At 46.1% G+C, this 16,332-nt stretch carries 16 protein-coding genes; 5 read left to right on the forward strand and 11 right to left on the reverse strand.

Annotation, left to right across the window (positions count from 1 at the left end; genetic code table 11):
* Positions 1–45: 45 nt before the first annotated feature.
* The 9 genes from AB1757_19460 to AB1757_19500 all read right to left on the reverse strand — a co-directional run bounded on the left by AB1757_19460 (position 46) and on the right by AB1757_19500 (position 10,470).
* The gene (locus AB1757_19460; GenBank protein MEW6129227.1) at positions 46–1,344 is read right to left on the reverse strand and encodes a UDP-glucose/GDP-mannose dehydrogenase family protein; all 1,299 of its coding nucleotides are present in this window, start codon (positions 1,342–1,344) and stop codon (positions 46–48) included.
* A 39-nt stretch (positions 1,345–1,383) separates the two neighbouring features.
* Positions 1,384–2,337, reverse strand: a complete 954-nt coding sequence (locus tag AB1757_19465; protein MEW6129228.1) for a UDP-glucuronic acid decarboxylase family protein — start codon at positions 2,335–2,337, stop codon at positions 1,384–1,386.
* Positions 2,338–2,371: 34 nt separating this feature from the next.
* Positions 2,372–3,511, reverse strand: a complete 1,140-nt coding sequence (locus tag AB1757_19470; GenBank protein MEW6129229.1) for a DegT/DnrJ/EryC1/StrS family aminotransferase — start codon at positions 3,509–3,511, stop codon at positions 2,372–2,374.
* Positions 3,512–3,530: 19 nt separating this feature from the next.
* Entirely contained in the window at positions 3,531–4,838 is a 1,308-nt protein-coding gene (locus AB1757_19475) for a hypothetical protein (GenBank protein ID MEW6129230.1), read from the reverse strand.
* A gap of 55 nt (positions 4,839–4,893) precedes the next feature.
* Entirely contained in the window at positions 4,894–5,580 is a 687-nt protein-coding gene (locus AB1757_19480; protein MEW6129231.1) for a dienelactone hydrolase family protein, read from the reverse strand.
* 119 nt (positions 5,581–5,699) lie between these two features.
* Entirely contained in the window at positions 5,700–7,274 is a 1,575-nt protein-coding gene (gene ccsA, locus AB1757_19485) for a cytochrome c biogenesis protein CcsA (GenBank protein ID MEW6129232.1), read from the reverse strand.
* Positions 7,267–8,976: a cytochrome c biogenesis protein ResB gene (locus AB1757_19490; protein ID MEW6129233.1), complete on the reverse strand. Its 1,710-nt coding sequence runs from the start codon at positions 8,974–8,976 to the stop codon at positions 7,267–7,269. The genes ccsA and AB1757_19490 overlap by 8 nt, the downstream gene beginning before the upstream one ends.
* Positions 8,977–9,087: 111 nt before the next feature.
* Positions 9,088–9,813, reverse strand: a complete 726-nt coding sequence (locus tag AB1757_19495; protein MEW6129234.1) for an SDR family oxidoreductase — start codon at positions 9,811–9,813, stop codon at positions 9,088–9,090.
* 57 nt (positions 9,814–9,870) lie between these two features.
* A complete protein-coding gene (locus AB1757_19500) occupies positions 9,871–10,470 on the reverse strand; it encodes a nucleoside triphosphate pyrophosphatase (GenBank protein MEW6129235.1) in 600 nt (199 codons plus the stop codon).
* Positions 10,471–10,562: 92 nt separating this feature from the next.
* Between AB1757_19500 and AB1757_19505 the strand changes: the two genes are divergently transcribed.
* From AB1757_19505 to lolA, 5 genes are all read left to right on the forward strand, one after another.
* Complete coding sequence (locus tag AB1757_19505) at positions 10,563–10,793, forward strand: hypothetical protein (protein ID MEW6129236.1); 231 nt, start codon at positions 10,563–10,565, stop codon at positions 10,791–10,793.
* A gap of 12 nt (positions 10,794–10,805) precedes the next feature.
* On the forward strand, positions 10,806–12,095 hold the full coding sequence (locus AB1757_19510; protein ID MEW6129237.1) for a multiheme c-type cytochrome: 1,290 nt from the start codon (positions 10,806–10,808) through the stop codon (positions 12,093–12,095).
* Positions 12,096–12,110: 15 nt separating this feature from the next.
* The gene (locus tag AB1757_19515) at positions 12,111–12,560 is read left to right on the forward strand and encodes a DUF721 domain-containing protein (GenBank protein MEW6129238.1); all 450 of its coding nucleotides are present in this window, start codon (positions 12,111–12,113) and stop codon (positions 12,558–12,560) included.
* The gene (locus AB1757_19520; GenBank protein MEW6129239.1) at positions 12,536–13,501 is read left to right on the forward strand and encodes an ABC transporter ATP-binding protein; all 966 of its coding nucleotides are present in this window, start codon (positions 12,536–12,538) and stop codon (positions 13,499–13,501) included. The genes AB1757_19515 and AB1757_19520 overlap by 25 nt, the downstream gene beginning before the upstream one ends.
* Before the next feature lie 63 nt (positions 13,502–13,564).
* A complete protein-coding gene (lolA, locus tag AB1757_19525) occupies positions 13,565–14,434 on the forward strand; it encodes an outer membrane lipoprotein chaperone LolA (protein MEW6129240.1) in 870 nt (289 codons plus the stop codon).
* A 10-nt stretch (positions 14,435–14,444) separates the two neighbouring features.
* On the opposite strand, the gene AB1757_19530 is transcribed toward lolA, so the two are convergent.
* Both AB1757_19530 and AB1757_19535 read right to left on the reverse strand, forming a co-directional pair.
* Positions 14,445–14,933 carry a hypothetical protein gene (locus AB1757_19530; GenBank protein ID MEW6129241.1) on the reverse strand — a complete coding sequence of 163 codons (489 nt, stop codon included), beginning with the start codon at positions 14,931–14,933 and terminating at the stop codon, positions 14,445–14,447.
* A 10-nt stretch (positions 14,934–14,943) separates the two neighbouring features.
* Positions 14,944–16,293, reverse strand: a complete 1,350-nt coding sequence (locus tag AB1757_19535) for a TldD/PmbA family protein (GenBank protein ID MEW6129242.1) — start codon at positions 16,291–16,293, stop codon at positions 14,944–14,946.
* Positions 16,294–16,332: the final 39 nt, after the last annotated feature.

The following is a 16,332-nucleotide window of genomic DNA, read 5'->3' on the forward strand; positions in this document are numbered from 1 at the left end:
TCAAGAATAGCCAACTTTAATTACCTTCGTTATCAGACTCTTGTTTTACCGACCGAGCGATATATATTCAAACCCGGCATTGCTCATCATGAGAGGTTCATAAATATTCCGATAATCAAACATCAGTGAGGATTTCATTAACGATTTTAATTTCTTAATATCCAAACTGCGAAATTGATTCCACTCGGTGACCACAACCACTGCATCACTCCCCGCTGCGGCATCATATTCATCAATTGCAAATTCAACATTCATTAATAACCGACTGGCAGCCTTCATTGCCACCGGATCATAGACCTTTACTTTAGCACCCAACTGCATCAATTCTTCTATAATTTCCAGCGACGGAGCCTCTCGTATATCATCCGTATCCGGTTTAAAAGCCAACCCCAGGATAGCGACAACCTTGCCGCTCAAATCCCCAAACCTTTCCTGAATTTTCCTGACCGCCAGCTTTTTCTGTAACTCATTTACTTCTATCGTGGAATTCACGATTCGCATTTCATAGCCGACACTTCGCCCCAACGCAACAAGCGCCTTGGCGTCTTTAGGAAAGCAACTCCCGCCAAACCCCGGACCCGGATGTAAAAACTTTGAACCGATGCGCTCATCCATCCCCATCCCCTTTGATACATCCTGTACATTAGCGCCAAGCCTTTCACATAAATTCGCAATCTCATTAATAAAAGATACCTTGGTTGCCAGAAAGGCATTTGAGGCATATTTAATCATTTCGGCGGATTCGGTATTGGTAATCACAAATGGGGTTTCGATTAAATAAAGCGGTCTGTATAAATCTTTCAATATTGCTATCGCTTCTTCATCGGCACACCCCAAAACGATTCTATCCGGTTTCATGAAGTCATTAATTGCAGCCCCTTCTCTTAAAAATTCTGGGTTTGCGGCTACGGAGAATCTACAGGATGATGTCTTATTTTCCTCTATCACGCCTTTGATATATGCTCCCGCGCCCACAGGCACCGTACTTTTTGTGACAATCACTTTGTACTCATTAATTGCCGATGCAATCTCCATTGCAACTTGTGAAATCTGTGTCAGGTCTGCGGAGCCATCCTGCGCCGGAGGTGTTCCAACCGCAACAAAAACAACCAGGGCTTTTTCAACAGCATCAACCAGATTGGTGGTAAATGATAGCCGTCCTTCCTTCACATTTTTCACGACAATCGTCTCAAGCCCAGGTTCAAAAATCGGTAATTCCCCGTTTTTTAACTTGCCGATTTTCGCTTCGTCTTTATCCACACAGATGACATTATTGCCAAAGTCCGCAAAGCAAGCACCGGTTACCAACCCTACATAACCTGTACCGATTACCGCTATATTCATATTGATTTTTCCTTTTCTACAATAGCTGAAAATTAATCTTCAATCCTGCTTGAAATAGTCAATCGTCTTTCCCAATCCCTCTTTCAATCCAATACCAGGTTGCCAATTCAAAAGCGCTTGGGCTCTGGTTATATCAGGTTTACGACATTTCGGATCGTCTTCGGGCAAGGGCAGATTGATAATTTCACTCGTGCTCCCGGTCAATCTAATAACCTCCATTGCTAATTCTGCAATGGTAAATTCCGTGGGGTTACCCAGATTAACCGGATAATGAATGTCCTTCCCATCGATTACGGCGTCACCGTTTTGTCTGAGTAATCGTAAAATCCCCTCGACCAAATCACTGACGTAACAAAATGAGCGGGTCTGCCGTCCTTCACCATATACAGTCAAGGGTTTTCCGGCTAATGCCTGAACGATAAAATTTGATACGACGCGCCCATCCTCACGTCGCATACGGGTCCCATAGGTATTAAAAATACGAATGATTCGGGTATCCACCCCATGCTTTCTGTGATAAGCCATAGTGATGGCTTCGGCAAAGCGCTTGGCTTCATCATAAACACTTCGTGGGCCAATCGGATTCACATTTCCCCAATAATCCTCTTTTTGCGGATGAATGAGCGGGTCGCCGTAAACCTCGGAGGTTGACGCCAGTAAAAACACCGCGTTCTTTTCTTTCGCCAGCCCTAACGCTTTATGGGTTCCCAAACTTCCCACTTTGAGCGTTTGAATAGGCAAATTTAAGTAATCTATTGGAGATGCAGGCGAGGCGAAATGAACGACGGCGCTGACCTCGCCATCAACGCTTAGATACTCTGTCACATCTTGTTCGATAAATTGGAATCTGGGATGACCGAGATGGCGCTCTACATTCCTAACTCGCCCGGTTACCAGATTATCAAATACACACACCTCATTCCCCTCTGCCATCAAGCGATCAACTAAATGTGACCCCACGAAACCGGCACCCCCGGTTACCACATAACGCATACACGCTCCTTAAAAATTTGCCCGAACCTAAGCACTAGTTATAGAACCCTTTTATGGTCTCGACAACATAGCCCTGATCCTGCTTCGTAAGCTCAGGATAAATCGGTATCGCCAGGGATTCCTGAGATGCTTTTTCAGACTCCGGGAAACTCCCTTCTTGATACCCAAGAAATTTAAAACAAGGTTGTAAATGCAAGGCGAGCGGATAATAGATTTCTGTTCCGACACCATTTTCGGAAAGATACTTTCTTAAAGCATCCCGGCTTTTAACCCGAATGACAAATTGGTTATAGATATGATGGCAGTCTTCTTTTTCTACCGGCAATTTTACGGCACCTGAATCGACCAATCCGTTTTCCCGAAACGCTTCCCTGTAGAAATTGGCATTGCGAATTCTACCTTCCGCCCAACCATCCAGATACTTTAATTTTACTCGCAAAATCGCAGCCTGTAGCGCATCAAGCCGACTATTGATGCCAACATAATCATGAAAGTATTTGACCTTCGCTCCATGTGCCCGCAAAGCTTTTAATTTTTGATAAGTATCGTTATCAGATGTCGTCAGCATCCCACCATCACCGACGCCGCCCAAATTTTTCGACGGATAAAAGCTGAAACACCCCAAATCCGCCAAATTTCCGGCTAACTTGCCTTTATATTTTGAACCGATGGCTTGCGCTGCATCCTCAATTATCTTTACCCCATGCTTTTTGCCAATCTCATTCAATTCGTCCATCTCAGCGCATTGACCAAACAGGTGTATAGGAATAATTGCCCTGGTATTTTCAGTAATGACCGCTTCAACCTGACTGATCTCTAGGTTAAAGGTATCCGGCTCAATATCAACCAAAACCGGCTTAGCTCCTAACCTGACAATTGCCCCGATAGTCGCAAAAAACGTGTAGGGCGTGGTGATGACTTCATCCCCAGGCTTGATGTCATAAGCCATCAACGCCAGTAACAGCGCATCCGACCCGGATGCACAACCTACTGCATAACTGCTTTGACAATAAGTGGCAAGCTCTTCTTCGAGGGCTTTCACCTCAGGACCTAAAATATATTGTTGGGAATCGAACACCCGTTTAACCGCCGTATCAATCTCTGCCCGAATCTGTTTATGTTGTTCCCCCAGATCAAGCAGAGGAACTTTTTTTCTTCCTGTTGCTTCCTTCATAATCCTCCCTCGGTTATCGTTATCGTCCGGCTCCTACCAGACCGTCCTTAAAGGCGCTATTAATCCAATGGTATTGCAAAATGTATTTATTAGTCTCGGCACGAAATATCGCCAGGGTGAAAGACCTTTTAACATATACGGTGCGATAGACCACCTTTTTAACCCGCTTGCCTTTCTGCTTCACATAGATAGTTCGCGGGACGCTGACCGGCACACTGCGCACAACCACCTTCGTAGGCTTCTTTCCGGCTTCGGGATTCTCCATCCACCCAACTTCATTATCCCTTAGAATATCGATTACCCGACCGACACCACCATTATAGGCTGCCGCCAGATATGGACCGATCTGGTCTTTGGAAACTTCTCTGGATGAATTTATCGATTGCCAATCGGCATCGCATAATAAAACCTGCGCGACTATCGCATTCAAGGTGTCAACCATGCCGAAATTAAAATCATAATTCAATCCGGCCGCCGGATACTTTCTCACTAATAAGGCATACGTCGAAGGAATCATCTGCACCAGTCCCCGCGCACCTGCGGAACTGATGGAATAGGCATAGGCTTTCTCCTTATTCGTCGCAATGATAACCAGAACCTGTTCAATCAATTGTTTTGCCTGCGCCTGACTTGAAAAGAAACTCGGATCAATGTGTTCATTGATTAGCAGATTGCGAACCACATCTTTGGGAATCACCTCTGCCATCCTCCTGCCGGGAAAGGCTTGCGACATGACCGCTCTCGATTCGAGATATTTATATGCCCGCTCAATCAGCGCCATTTCCAGTCGCAACCCCTGTTCAACCAGAGCGTCACTTTTCAGATCATTGGAAAATGGCGTATAAACTGCCTGAATGATCGCTTCCCCGCTTCCAAAGCGATTGTTCTCATTGGTCACCGGGTACTTAACGGCAATCACTTTTCCGCCTGCCGGTTCAATGACTGCAATATCCGAATTGATCCCATTGTCGCGTCGCACGAAGAGATTAAAACCTGCAGACAGCGAATCAATGCCTTTATCGCGTTTGATGCCTCTGGCAATTTTTATCTCACCATCTTCAGTTAAAATCGCCAATGCCATTTGTCTCCCGACCACTTTAGTGACGGGAATCTCTTCATAAACCCGCGGAGCCTTCTTGACCCTGCGAGTCCCCACGACCTCGTTTACCAGCGCGACTTCCTGGGTTTTAAGTAATCCTTTAGCTTCCTCGATTTTTTCAAGTATTTCTACCTTTTTAAGAGTTGAACCGGACTTGGCATATCCCTGAACTGCCGGCAAGGCTAAAAATACCAATACCAGACAAAGGTGTTTAACGGTTTGTGACATACTTCTCACTTCCTGTTGAGTTATGAAAATTTTTTGATGAGGGCATCCCTGTTATTTATTTCAGGTGCTGTGCAAAGAAATGATTTACCCGCTCCCAGGCATCCTTTGCAGATGATTCATCGTAAGCATCCGGGCGTGTATCATTAAAAAAGGCGTGACCCACTCCTTGATAAATTTTAACTTCACCGGTCTTGCCAAATTTTTTAAGCGCCTCTCTCAACCCCTCCATCTTTTCCCCGGTAATCCAGAAATCATTTTCCGCGCCAATAAATAAGACCGGAGCTTCAAGGTCTCTTAACTTGGCTTCGGATGGCACATCGCCATAAAACGGCGCAGCGGCTTTTATATTTTTATTCACACATGGTAATAGCAAGGCAAACGATCCTCCCATGCAAAAACCTGTGACCCCTATCCGTTCCCCATTCACGCCGGGCGCAGTTTGCAAATAATCGACACTTTTATTTAAAACCTCCAGCGCATAATCCTGATTCAACCCCTGCATTAGCGCCCCTGCTTCCGTGGGGGCTTTGGTCACCTTTCCTTTATAGAGGTCTGGGGCAAGCACCGCATAGCCTTTTTCGGCAAACCGGTTTGCGACATCCTTGATGTGGTCGTTGAGTCCCCACCATTCCTGAATAACGATTAACCCAGGCTTCACGTCATCTGTCTTGCCTTTTGCATAATAGCCTTTCGCCGTGCCACCTGTAAGATTAATTTCAATCATTTCGCCAACCACACTCATATCGCCTCCAGTTTAATGAGTTTTTCGCAGATACCCGTTGCGAAAATAGCAAAGGCGGACATCTATCCGCCCTTGCTACCCATCGCCTTTTTTTAATCACTCTTCATCGAAAGACGGAATTAAACCTGTGCGTAGGAATGCAAACCTACTAACAGGAAGCTGACACCTAACCAGGTGAAAATCACTAAGGCAAAACCCACCAACGCAAAGTAGGCGCTTCGTCGTCCGCGCCAACCATGCGCAATGCGTGTATGTAAAAACGCCGCGTAAGCCATAGTTGCCACCAATGCGCCGGTCTCTTTCGGGTCCCATCCCCAATACCTGCCCCAGGACTCATTCGCCCAGACCGCGCCGGTAATCAGTAAAATGCAGAGTAATGGAAATGCCACCCCAACGGTTTTATAAAGCAGAGAATCTATCGTCGCCAGCGACGGCATGGCTTCAACCAGGGCTTCACGTTTCCAGGCAAACAGCGCCACCAGGAATAGACAAACCCCCAGGCTGATTACTGCCCCAACCTCGACCGGGTTCGATTTGGCGCTGATGTTTAATAAGCCTTCCTTCCCTTTTTCAGCAAGCCACATATTCCCCAGTTGTTGATTGCCGACCATTGGCGCATCCAATCCTTGCTTCTTTAACCACTCGCCTAACATTTCGTGTCTGACAGGAGAAACCCGCGCTGCGACATCCGCTTTATTCACCTGACCGATTTGAAAGAAAAGTACAAAAATGGCAACGATCTGCATCACCGTCGCGACGCGAAAGATATTCCAGCCAAGTTTCTTTAATTTTTCGTCCTTACGATTCCACTCAATGATAAAGCACACCATCGAGGTAAGAATCAATGCCAGGGTAATCGCCATCATTACTCCCACACCGGGCAACGAGGCGCGCACCGGCAAAGGAGATTTTTCGATATTGACCAGCACCCCATAATCAGCCCTGAACGGAATTCCATAATCACCGATGGTTCCGTAAATCAATAAACCATAAAGCGCCACCGCAATGGCAATGGCTTCGGAGCGCACCCCATCTTTAATTAAATAAGCGAATGCCAATCCGAAACTCACCAGGCATACGCCATATGCCACGGTCGCCACGGTCACATGAATCGGTCGCCAGTAACTATCGAGAATCGGCATCAGGGTTCGGATTTCATTACCAAACAAGATGGCGATGGTCAGAATGATGGCAATGATTGGCAAAGCCAGCGCCCCCAGAAATTCATATTTGGGTTTACGCACAATGACCAGCGTGGCAATCGCTGCACCGCAACAAAAACCCAGCGTCAGAGCATACAAGGTATCAAGCGGGTAATAGCGCCAGAAGCCATTGATTCCGCCTTTCCAGCCTTCCGCCTCACCGGCTTCAATCCAGCGAATCATCCAGCCTGAAAAGTTAAAACAAAACCCCAATCCAAGAGTGAGCAACCCCAGTTTGTACAACACCTTTTCTTTAACGAAGAGATTCGTCACCATGACAGTCGCGGCGGTGATGTAACAAATCAGCGCCAGCACGGTGAGTGAGCCTTCTTTTAAAAAGTTACCGGGACCAAATTTATAGCGACTATAAATGAGAATGATAGCGGCAAGCAGTGGCAAAATGACCGGCATCATCCCTTTGATTTTTTCAAAGAAAGTCGGCTCAATTTCACCAAACCCGGTTAAGTTTTTCCGTTCAACAACACTACTCATCTTTACTTCCTCCTGTGATGGATTCAACCAATGAATTAAACCGCCCCTCAAATGCTTGACGATTGCGGTTGGTATTGGCTCCCACAAATACCTTCGCCCCTTTGTCGTCCGGCTCGATGACTGCCCACACCCGCTGGTGTGAAAAGAAAAATACCCCACACAACGCTGCGCTTAAAATGAAAAATCCCAAATAAGCCGGTGTGCGCCCCGGGTCGTATTGAACCGTCAGCGTGTGTCCCTGTGCGGCTTTTTCAAAATCACTCAAGATGATTTTATAACCATTCACCAGCAATAGATTCTCCTGCCCATCTTTCTGCTTGGCGCTCTCTGCCTGTTTAAAGGTCTCTTCGGCAAAATGAGGATTGAACGCAAAAGCTACCCGGCGTTTCCCATCCGGGGTTTCAATATTGAGTTCGGCAACCGGATTATTATAATCGGGTGAAACCGAATCTGCGCCTTGTCGGGTAATCTGAAAATCCGGGAAGAATCTTGAATAAGTAATTTTTCCGATACCGGCAACCTCGACCGCTCCATTTCTGGGAATGGTCACCTCTTCGGCGTTGCCGCCCTTTTCCGGCTCTAGTCGAAGTTTAATCGACCTGGCGTAACCGAAAGCCGTGAATTTGGATTGGAATAATCGGTAGCCCTTATAATCATAGGGATTATTCAGATGCACCAGTGCATCCTCTACAAAATCGCCGTCCTTGATTTTCACATAGCTCAGCCAGTCAATCGTATTGGTGGCTTCGAGTCCGCCTTCGGGTCGAATGAGTTTTTGTTGCAAATCCGTGCATTCAACCGTAAACGGCAACGGCGCTTCGCCCATCGCCGGACCGTCAACCGCCATCTTCTGGGTGAAGATTTTATTGGCGGATTCGCCCGGCGTGATTTCCATCATGCCGCTCACATCATAGCGACTGGTCAAAAATCCGCCGATAAAAATAAACATCAAAGCGACGTGAACAATATATGCGCCCAAACGGTTCCAGGCGTTCATCTGACCAAAAACCGTCTTCTTGCCGTTATCCTCATTGATGATGAAATCAAAGCGAATGCCTCTCAGAAGAAAATAGAGGCTGCCGACTAAACCGGTTAAAAATAAAATCCAGAAAATTACCGTATGCGCAAACAACACGTAGATGGATAAAAAGAATAGCCCCAGAATGAGCGATGCGATTAGCCTCGACTCGTTTACCGCAGATTTAATTTCTCTTAAATGAAGCCAGGTCGACTGTATCTTTTCTGCGACCTCTTGCGAACCGGACGGTAAACTGGTCTCTGCATGAAACATTTGCGCTTTAACAAAATTGGCAGAGGCTTTGGTTTTGGGTTTGACGATGTATTGCCAGGCGGTTGGGAAGCGATCAATCGATGCCAGAATGATATTCAAGGCAGTGATCGCCAGCAACAGAGTAAAATACCAGGAGTGATAGATATTAAAAAAATCAAGTTTCGTGTAGATGATTCGCTGTGCCGGCGTCAGCTTGGCGTAGTATTCGGCAAAGCCTTCGACCTCTACCTGCATGATTAACATGCCAATCATGCAACAGACCAGCACGATTGAAAGCATGATAATGCCGAAGCGCACGGAACTCAGTAACATTAAAACTTTATCAACCAGCGATACGCTTTTTGCCGCGCGTGTCTGATTGACAGAAACCGTCTCGGTCTTGGCAGTAATTTCAGTCTCACTTGAAGACATATAATTTCCTCATCATTGATATTTCCGGGGTAAATTAGAGTCTATCAATTTAGTGTATAAAATGGAAAGATGAAGTCTGCGAATCATTGCAGTCTTTTCAACCTCAACCCGTCAGCCTTTTTTCGGTGGCTCGCTGGGTCTTATTTCCACACGACTCGGTAAAGCCCTTGGGTTCATCTTCAATAAATTCAAGACCACTTCCGCGACATCCTCCGGGTTCAATTTCCAGGTCGTGGCTTTATCGGTTTTCTGATGACGACCAAAATCCGTATTGACCGAACCGGGCATCACATAACTGACCCGGATATGCTCGTGACGCACTTCCTGCATCAAGGCTTCGGAAAATCCAACTAAACCAAACTTGGTTGCACAATATGCCGCCGCTCCCGCAAAAGCTTCCTTCCCCGCCAGACTTCCGATGTTGATGATATATCCGCCCCCGCGTTTCTTCATTAGCGGAATCGCTTCGTGGCAACAATAAAAAACTCCCGAAAGATTGATCGCCAGAGTTTGCTGCCAATCGGTTATCGCCAAATCTTCAACGGTCGAAAAACAACCGACGCCGGCGTTATTGACCAGAATATCAATCCCTGAAAGCCTCTGCTCCACTTCTTGAAACAGATGCTGCACATCTTCAAAGTTACTCACATCGCAGGGGCTTCCGAATACCCTGTTGCCATAAACTTGTTTTAACGCTTCTACCTTCTGTTGTACCGCAGCCTCATCCCTCGCACATAAAAAAACCTTGGCTCCCTGTTCCAAAAGCGCGATAACAATTGCTTCACCAATCCCCTTGGTGCCTCCGGTAATCAATGCGTTTTTATTTTTAAGTTCCATCGAGTTGATATCCGTTAATCAAAAGTGAATCGATAAATCCTGACGCGAAGAAAATAATCAGGTAACGATCTCGTCAATCAGGGAAAAACCCAGGCGTTTTCCCAACCGGTAAACCAGCGGCACAGGCAAGCCAACGACATTCAAATAATTTCCGGCAATCTCTTCGACAAAGGCTGCCGCATAGCCTTGAATCGCATATCCACCCGCTTTGCCTTTATACTCCCCTGTTGAGATATACCAATCGATTTCATCCTGTGAGAGCGGAGCGAACCGCACCAGAGTTTTTTCAAAATCAACAACCTCTTTTTTGGAATCGATGTCATAAAGCGCAACCCCGGTCATGACCGCGTGCCATCGACCAGCCAATACTTTCAATATTTCTTTGGCGTTCTCTTCGTTTAAGGGTTTGCCGATGATTCGACCTTCAAATACCACAATCGTATCTGCACCTAAAACCAGCCCGGTTTCGAGGTTTTTAGCGACGTCAACAACTTTGGCTCTGGCAATCCGAATAATATAATCGGCAGGGGCTTCATCTTTATGGAAACGTTCATCAATGGAACTGGGTGAGATAGAAAAATCCAGCTTGAGGGAATTTAAAATTTCAGAGCGTCTTTGAGAACCGGATGCTAATATTAGTTTTTTAGGATTTGGCATTTCACTTTCCTGGAATTGGGATGATAGAGTTAGCTATCATAGCACAAGGCATTTATTAAAATAAAAATCAATCATTTATTTGGAGGCGTATTTTGCGTAGAAAAATTTCCCTAGCCGTTTGGTTTGCCTTTACCTTAACGATTTCTACGATGTATTACGGATGTACCGGAAGCAATGAAAGCGAATTTGAGGAGCAGAATGTAACCGTAAATTTCAATATTAATGAGCCAAAAATCAAGGAAAAGCTCGGAGACGACGACGGCTATGCCTTTGCCATTCATTATGGCTCGGACATTCACGGAAGCCTTGAAACCTGTGGCTGACCGGCCCACCCGATGGGTGGACTGGCACGGCGTGTCAGCTATATCAAAGCTTTTAAATTTCGCTCGAATAATGAAGTCCCGACCCTTTATGTCGATTCGGGAAATCTCTTTACCGACGATAAAGTGAGTAATGGAAGTTTACCTTCGGAAGTAATCGCTAAAAATAAATGGGTGGTCAAAGGTTATGGAGAATTTCGCCATGACGCGGCAAACCTCACCTACAGCGATTTGCCTTATGCTGCCGAGTTGTTGAAAAAAGAGGGTTATGAAGCGCGCATTAAAGAACACCCGTTTATCAAACGGCTGCTCTCAGCCAATATTAAACCGGTCTCGGATACCTTAAACGCCCCCGTTCCTTACCTCATTCGCGAGGTCAACCTTCGTCGCGGCACACCGAATAAAAAACTGCGGGTTGCGATTGTCGGATTCACTGAAGAGCGACCGCAGATGACCAGTCAGGAACCCAATGCTCTGGCGGGCTTTACTATCGAAGACCCGTTTGAGGCTGCCCGGAAAATTCTCCCGGAAATCAAACAAAATGCCGATTTTATTGTCGTTTTAGCCTATATGGATGATTTGAAGGTGCAACGCCTGGCTTCTGAAAATCCTGAAATCGATTCGCTGATTTACGGTAGACACTTAGGGAGCATGAACGAGCCGACTCACTTCAATCGCGCCACCTTAACCAGCGCCTACGACCAGACCAAATACCTCGGCGAATTGCGTGTCTATCTTAAGGGAGATGGCTCAGTTGAAAATCTGCTCAATCGTTATGTGCCGCTTGATTCCGATATCCCTGATGATCCGCAGGCATTGACAACCGTCACAACGGCTCACGATGAGTTTACCAATGAACAGAGCAAAGCTGCCAAAGCCAGCATTCAGCCGACTTCGGTTCTATCTTCCAATAACTCGCCCTTCGCCGGTGGCGATAAATGTGCCGCTTGTCATCAGGAAGAGCACGCCGTCTGGCAAAAAACCGGGCACGCCCATGCGATGGCAACACTCGAAAACAAAAATCAACAGTTTGATAATGAATGTGTGAAATGTCATGTCGTGGGTTTTGGTCAGGGGGGATTTCAATCCCTGACTAACACACCCCAGTTTGCCAATGTGCAATGTGAATCCTGTCACGGGCCTGGCAAAAGTCATGTTGCCAATCCGCAAAAAGGCTATGGTTTTATGCCAACGCCGAATGGCTGTGTGCAATGTCACACTCAACCCAATAGCCCGGATTTTGAGTTCAAATCCTATTGGCAAAAAATCAAACACGGAAAACGCGAAGTGGCGCAGGCTTTTTAATCGGCAGGTTTTCTTATGATGACCGAATTGCTCAAACTTCTTCCGATGATTCTCCGCAAAGCGGGTGATTCGGAAGAAGCGCGTGAGCAAGCGGTCTTTGCCGCCTGGCTGGTTTCGGTCGGCTCGCAAATCCGCCAAATTTCCAGACCCCTTAAATTGGAGAAAAAGACTTTAATCATTGCGGTTCTAAGCGCAAACTGGCGCGCTCAACTTCATAAGATGCGCGAACCGCTGATCTTTAAATTGAATTCGATTCTCGGAACGCCCACCTTGAGAACTATTGAATTTGTCATAAACCCGGATAAAATTGTCGAAGCCCAAAAACCGCCCCAGGAAATTTCATTTATCGCCCCCGAAGAGCATCAACTCCAGTTACGCGACAAAGCCGAGGCGATTCCCAATACGGATTTACGCGAGGCTTTTTTAAGAGCCGCTGGAAAATGTCTGGATCGAAGGTACAGGTAAATATGAATGATGTGGCTGTTGAACTCAAAGATTTAACCAAAGATTATCAGGTCGGTTTTTTAAAGAAACGCACGGTTCGCGCCCTTGACCATCTGAACCTCAAGGTGAATCGCGGAGAAATTTTCGGGTTTTTAGGCCCGAATGGCGCGGGTAAAACCACTACCTTGAAAATATTAATGCAACTCATTTTCCCCACATCAGGGTACGCAGAAATCCTTGGAAACCCGCTGAATGATTCAAACACCCGCGCCTTAATCGGCTATTTGCCGGAGAATCCTTACTTTTACGATTATTTAACCGGCATTGAACTTCTCGAATATTCCGCTGCCCTTTTCAACATACCGAAACCGGAAGCGAAAACTCGCGCCAGAGAATTATTGGAGAAGGTTGGATTGGAATCTGAACGGTCATCGAGACAACTACGCAAATATTCAAAAGGCATGTTGCAGAGAATCGGTATCGCGCAATCATTAATCAATGACCCGGAAATCATTTTTATGGATGAGCCGATGTCCGGGCTTGACCCCATCGGTCGCCGCGAAGTTCGCGACCTGATGCTATCATTACGAAAACAGAACAAGACGATTTTTTTCTCATCGCATATCCTCTCGGATGTCGAAGCCCTTTGTGACCGGGCTGCCATTTTAATGAAAGGCAAGTTGGTAAAACACGGAACTATTCAAGAGTTGACCGGTGAGCAGGATGCTTCAATGGAGGTTGTCGCGGTTGGTCTCAATGAATCAACCCTTCAACAATTATCGCGTGAGGTGGCAAATCTCTTATCGGTTAATCGCACACCGAATGGGGTTCAACTGTTAATCAAAGACGAAAGTCAGGTTGAAAATATAATCAAGTTGCTCCATGACGCAGGCGGAAAATTGATCTCCGTCATGCCGAGAAGAACATCACTTGAAGAGATTTTCTCAAATTCATCGAAATAAATTTCATCCTAACCAACCACGATTCTCTTTTTCCCTTCTTACCAAATGAAGAGAAAGGATTCTATGAATAGCTTTATTGTCCGTTCAACGGGTTTGTTAGTTTTAACTACGACAGCATTTTATTATTCCGGTTTAAAAAATGGATTATCCGGTGATGCCGCTTACCTGCTTTTCTCGGAGTGCCATTTAAAAACGCCTGAACTTCCTGAACTTATTGCGATCCCCTATTCTCAACTTGCAATTCCCTATCCTCAACCCTCAACCCTCAATCGCTCCCCTCTCCCTTTATCACCAATCTTCCAACCCATAAAATATCTTTCGTTATCAGATGTAAATCTTCAGCGGACGGATTTAGGCGGAGTTATTGACGGCTTACAGCGCAAGTACTCCCGTATGACAACCCTCGAAGCCAGCTTTTTACAGGTTTACCAGGCGCAGGATGGCAGAATTATTCGAGAATCGGGAAGCCTAATTTTGAAAAGACCGGGCAAAGCCCGGTGGGATTACCACTCACCCGAAAAGAAAATTTTTGTCTCGGATGGCAAAAATATTTTCTTCTATGTTTTCGGAGAGGCTATTGCTACGAAAACTTCAATCCGCAATTCCAGCGACCCCCAGATTCCTTTTTTATTTCTGCTCGGCCGCGGCGACCTGCGCAGAGATTTTTCCCGCATCGAATCGTTAAACAGCGAACGCGCTGTTGAAGCCGGTAACTGGATTTTACGATTGGTTCCTCAAAAAGCGCCTGAAGAATTCAGGAAACTCCTCGTCGAGGTCAATCCCAATAATTTTTCGGTCAAACGATTAATCATTTTTGAACGCAGCGGCGCGCGGATGGATTTTGTTTTAAGCAACGTTCGTGAAAACGTCAAAGTCTCCGATTCCCAATTTCAATTTTCGCCGCCGCCCGGAGTTGCAATCAAACAGCAGTGATTCGATCACTTCACTTAAACTGAATCCCGGTTACTTCAACAGTCATATGCATGATCTCTGTCGGATCGGGAATCGGCTCCATGTATAATTCAAGGCTGACATACTGATTGGAGGGTAAAGTTTTAGCGGAACCCGGAATCGGGGTTAAATATTTTTCTTTTAAAACCTCGTATTCGTAACCCAGTGCAACAAGCCGGAGTTGAACCCCGGATATCGCCCGATCACCACTATTTTTTAATTTAAAATTAAATTGAGCGAAACGGGTATTTAATCTTTCTGCCGTTTTGATTTTTAAATCCTCAACGGTTAGCGATTGAACATAGGAATCGAATTCAGGGTTTCCCTGTCCAATCAGTTTCAACTCTTCGGGTTTACGGCTCCCAATATAGGAAACCGCGATGATTAACCCAATGACACAAATTAATGCCAGTCCGCTTGCGACGATAATTAATCTCGACCGATCTTTTTCGATTTTTCCAGTAGATTCGTTAAACATCATTTTGAATTATTTATGCGCTTAACGTCATTCGACCGATAAGCACGGTTGGAGAAGTAATATTCCCGCGAAATTGTAAATCATTCCCGATCATTTCAATGGCTTGCAACATGTCTTTCAGATTTCCGGCAATCGTTACCCCTTGAACCGGAAAGGTCAACTCACCATTTTCTATCCAGATTCCCGAAGCCGATTGCGAATAATCTCCGGTCACCGTATTCACCCCGAAGCCCAATACATCAGTTACTAAAAATCCTTTGGAAACCGCGCCGATGATTTCATTGGGAGAATATCTCCCCGGCTCAAGATAAAAATTTCCGGCTTCTACGCCGAGCGCGCCAACCAGCCCTCGCGATGCGTTGCCGGTTGACTGCATTCCCAGTTTTCTCGCGGTGTAAGTATCAAGCAAATAATTTTCAAGAATGCCATTTTTAATGACGACGGTTTTTCGTGTCGGTAATCCTTCGGCATCAAACGGTCTTGACCCTAATCCTCTGATTAATTGCCCATCATCGATTACTGTCACTTTTTCATCGGCAACTTTTTCTCCAAGCTGTCCGACAAAAAAACTTGATTTGCGAAAAATCGCTTCCCCCGACGCCGCTTGAAAAACATAGCTCATCAGAGTTCGCGCGATATTCTGCTCGAATACCACCGGCACATTTTGTGTGGCAACCGCCCGCGCGCCAAGTTTCCTAAGCGTCCTTTGCGCTGCAATACGACCGATATTTTCCGGCAAATCTACATCAGCGAGTTGGCGTTTGACATCGTACCAGTAAGCCCCCTGCATCTGACCGTTTTCCGAAGCCACCGGGACACTGGCAATCGAAAACGAAGTTCCGCGATAAGCTCCTGCAAAACCCAACGAATTGGCGAGAATTAAAGAGCCGACAGAAGTATCGACGCCGCCGCCTTCAAAATTGACAATCAACGGGCTGCTATCTCTGGCAGCCTGTTCCGCTCTAAGCGCCATCTCGATTTTCTGTTCGGTGGCAAGGTTGACGATTGCTTCATCATATAAATCAAGGTCTTCGATGGTTTGCGCAAACGCCTTTGAGTCCGGCAGTCCGATATTATCATCTGGCGAGGTAACGCGAACCAGCGCGATTGCCTGTTGTACCAATTCCGTCAGAGCATCTTTACGAAAATCTGAACCCGATACTGATGCCTGTTTCCCGTCCAGCAAAACCCTTAGCCCAAGCCCCCTATCGGTTGATTGCTGTAAAGTTTCAACTTCACCCAACCGAACCCCTACAGAAAACTCAGTCCGTTGTTTGATGACCACCTCGGCGGCGCTTGCGCCATTTTTTACCGCTTCGTATGCCAGTTCACTGGCTAACTGCTTGTTTAATTCGTTTGCCATTATTTCGTGTGAATATGCAGAGAGTTGATATTTAATATT

The sequence above is a fragment of the Acidobacteriota bacterium genome (assembly GCA_040754075.1).
GTDB lineage: Bacteria > Acidobacteriota > Blastocatellia > UBA7656 > UBA7656 > JBFMDH01.

Coding starts and splice junctions, on each gene's coding strand:
- AB1757_19460 (MEW6129227.1), bottom strand. CDS start 1,344: ATGAATATAGCGGTAATCGGTACAGGTTATGTAGGGTTGGTAACCGGT.
- AB1757_19465 (MEW6129228.1), bottom strand. CDS start 2,337: ATGCGTTATGTGGTAACCGGGGGTGCCGGTTTCGTGGGGTCACATTTA.
- AB1757_19470 (MEW6129229.1), bottom strand. CDS start 3,511: ATGAAGGAAGCAACAGGAAGAAAAAAAGTTCCTCTGCTTGATCTGGGG.
- AB1757_19475 (MEW6129230.1), bottom strand. CDS start 4,838: ATGTCACAAACCGTTAAACACCTTTGTCTGGTATTGGTATTTTTAGCC.
- AB1757_19480 (MEW6129231.1), bottom strand. CDS start 5,580: ATGAGTGTGGTTGGCGAAATGATTGAAATTAATCTTACAGGTGGCACG.
- ccsA (MEW6129232.1), bottom strand. CDS start 7,274: ATGAGTAGTGTTGTTGAACGGAAAAACTTAACCGGGTTTGGTGAAATT.
- AB1757_19490 (MEW6129233.1), bottom strand. CDS start 8,976: ATGTCTTCAAGTGAGACTGAAATTACTGCCAAGACCGAGACGGTTTCT.
- AB1757_19495 (MEW6129234.1), bottom strand. CDS start 9,813: ATGGAACTTAAAAATAAAAACGCATTGATTACCGGAGGCACCAAGGGG.
- AB1757_19500 (MEW6129235.1), bottom strand. CDS start 10,470: ATGCCAAATCCTAAAAAACTAATATTAGCATCCGGTTCTCAAAGACGC.
- AB1757_19510 (MEW6129237.1), top strand. CDS start 10,806: ATGGGTGGACTGGCACGGCGTGTCAGCTATATCAAAGCTTTTAAATTT.
- AB1757_19515 (MEW6129238.1), top strand. CDS start 12,111: ATGATGACCGAATTGCTCAAACTTCTTCCGATGATTCTCCGCAAAGCG.
- AB1757_19520 (MEW6129239.1), top strand. CDS start 12,536: ATGTCTGGATCGAAGGTACAGGTAAATATGAATGATGTGGCTGTTGAA.
- lolA (MEW6129240.1), top strand. CDS start 13,565: ATGAATAGCTTTATTGTCCGTTCAACGGGTTTGTTAGTTTTAACTACG.
- AB1757_19530 (MEW6129241.1), bottom strand. CDS start 14,933: ATGATGTTTAACGAATCTACTGGAAAAATCGAAAAAGATCGGTCGAGA.
- AB1757_19535 (MEW6129242.1), bottom strand. CDS start 16,293: ATGGCAAACGAATTAAACAAGCAGTTAGCCAGTGAACTGGCATACGAA.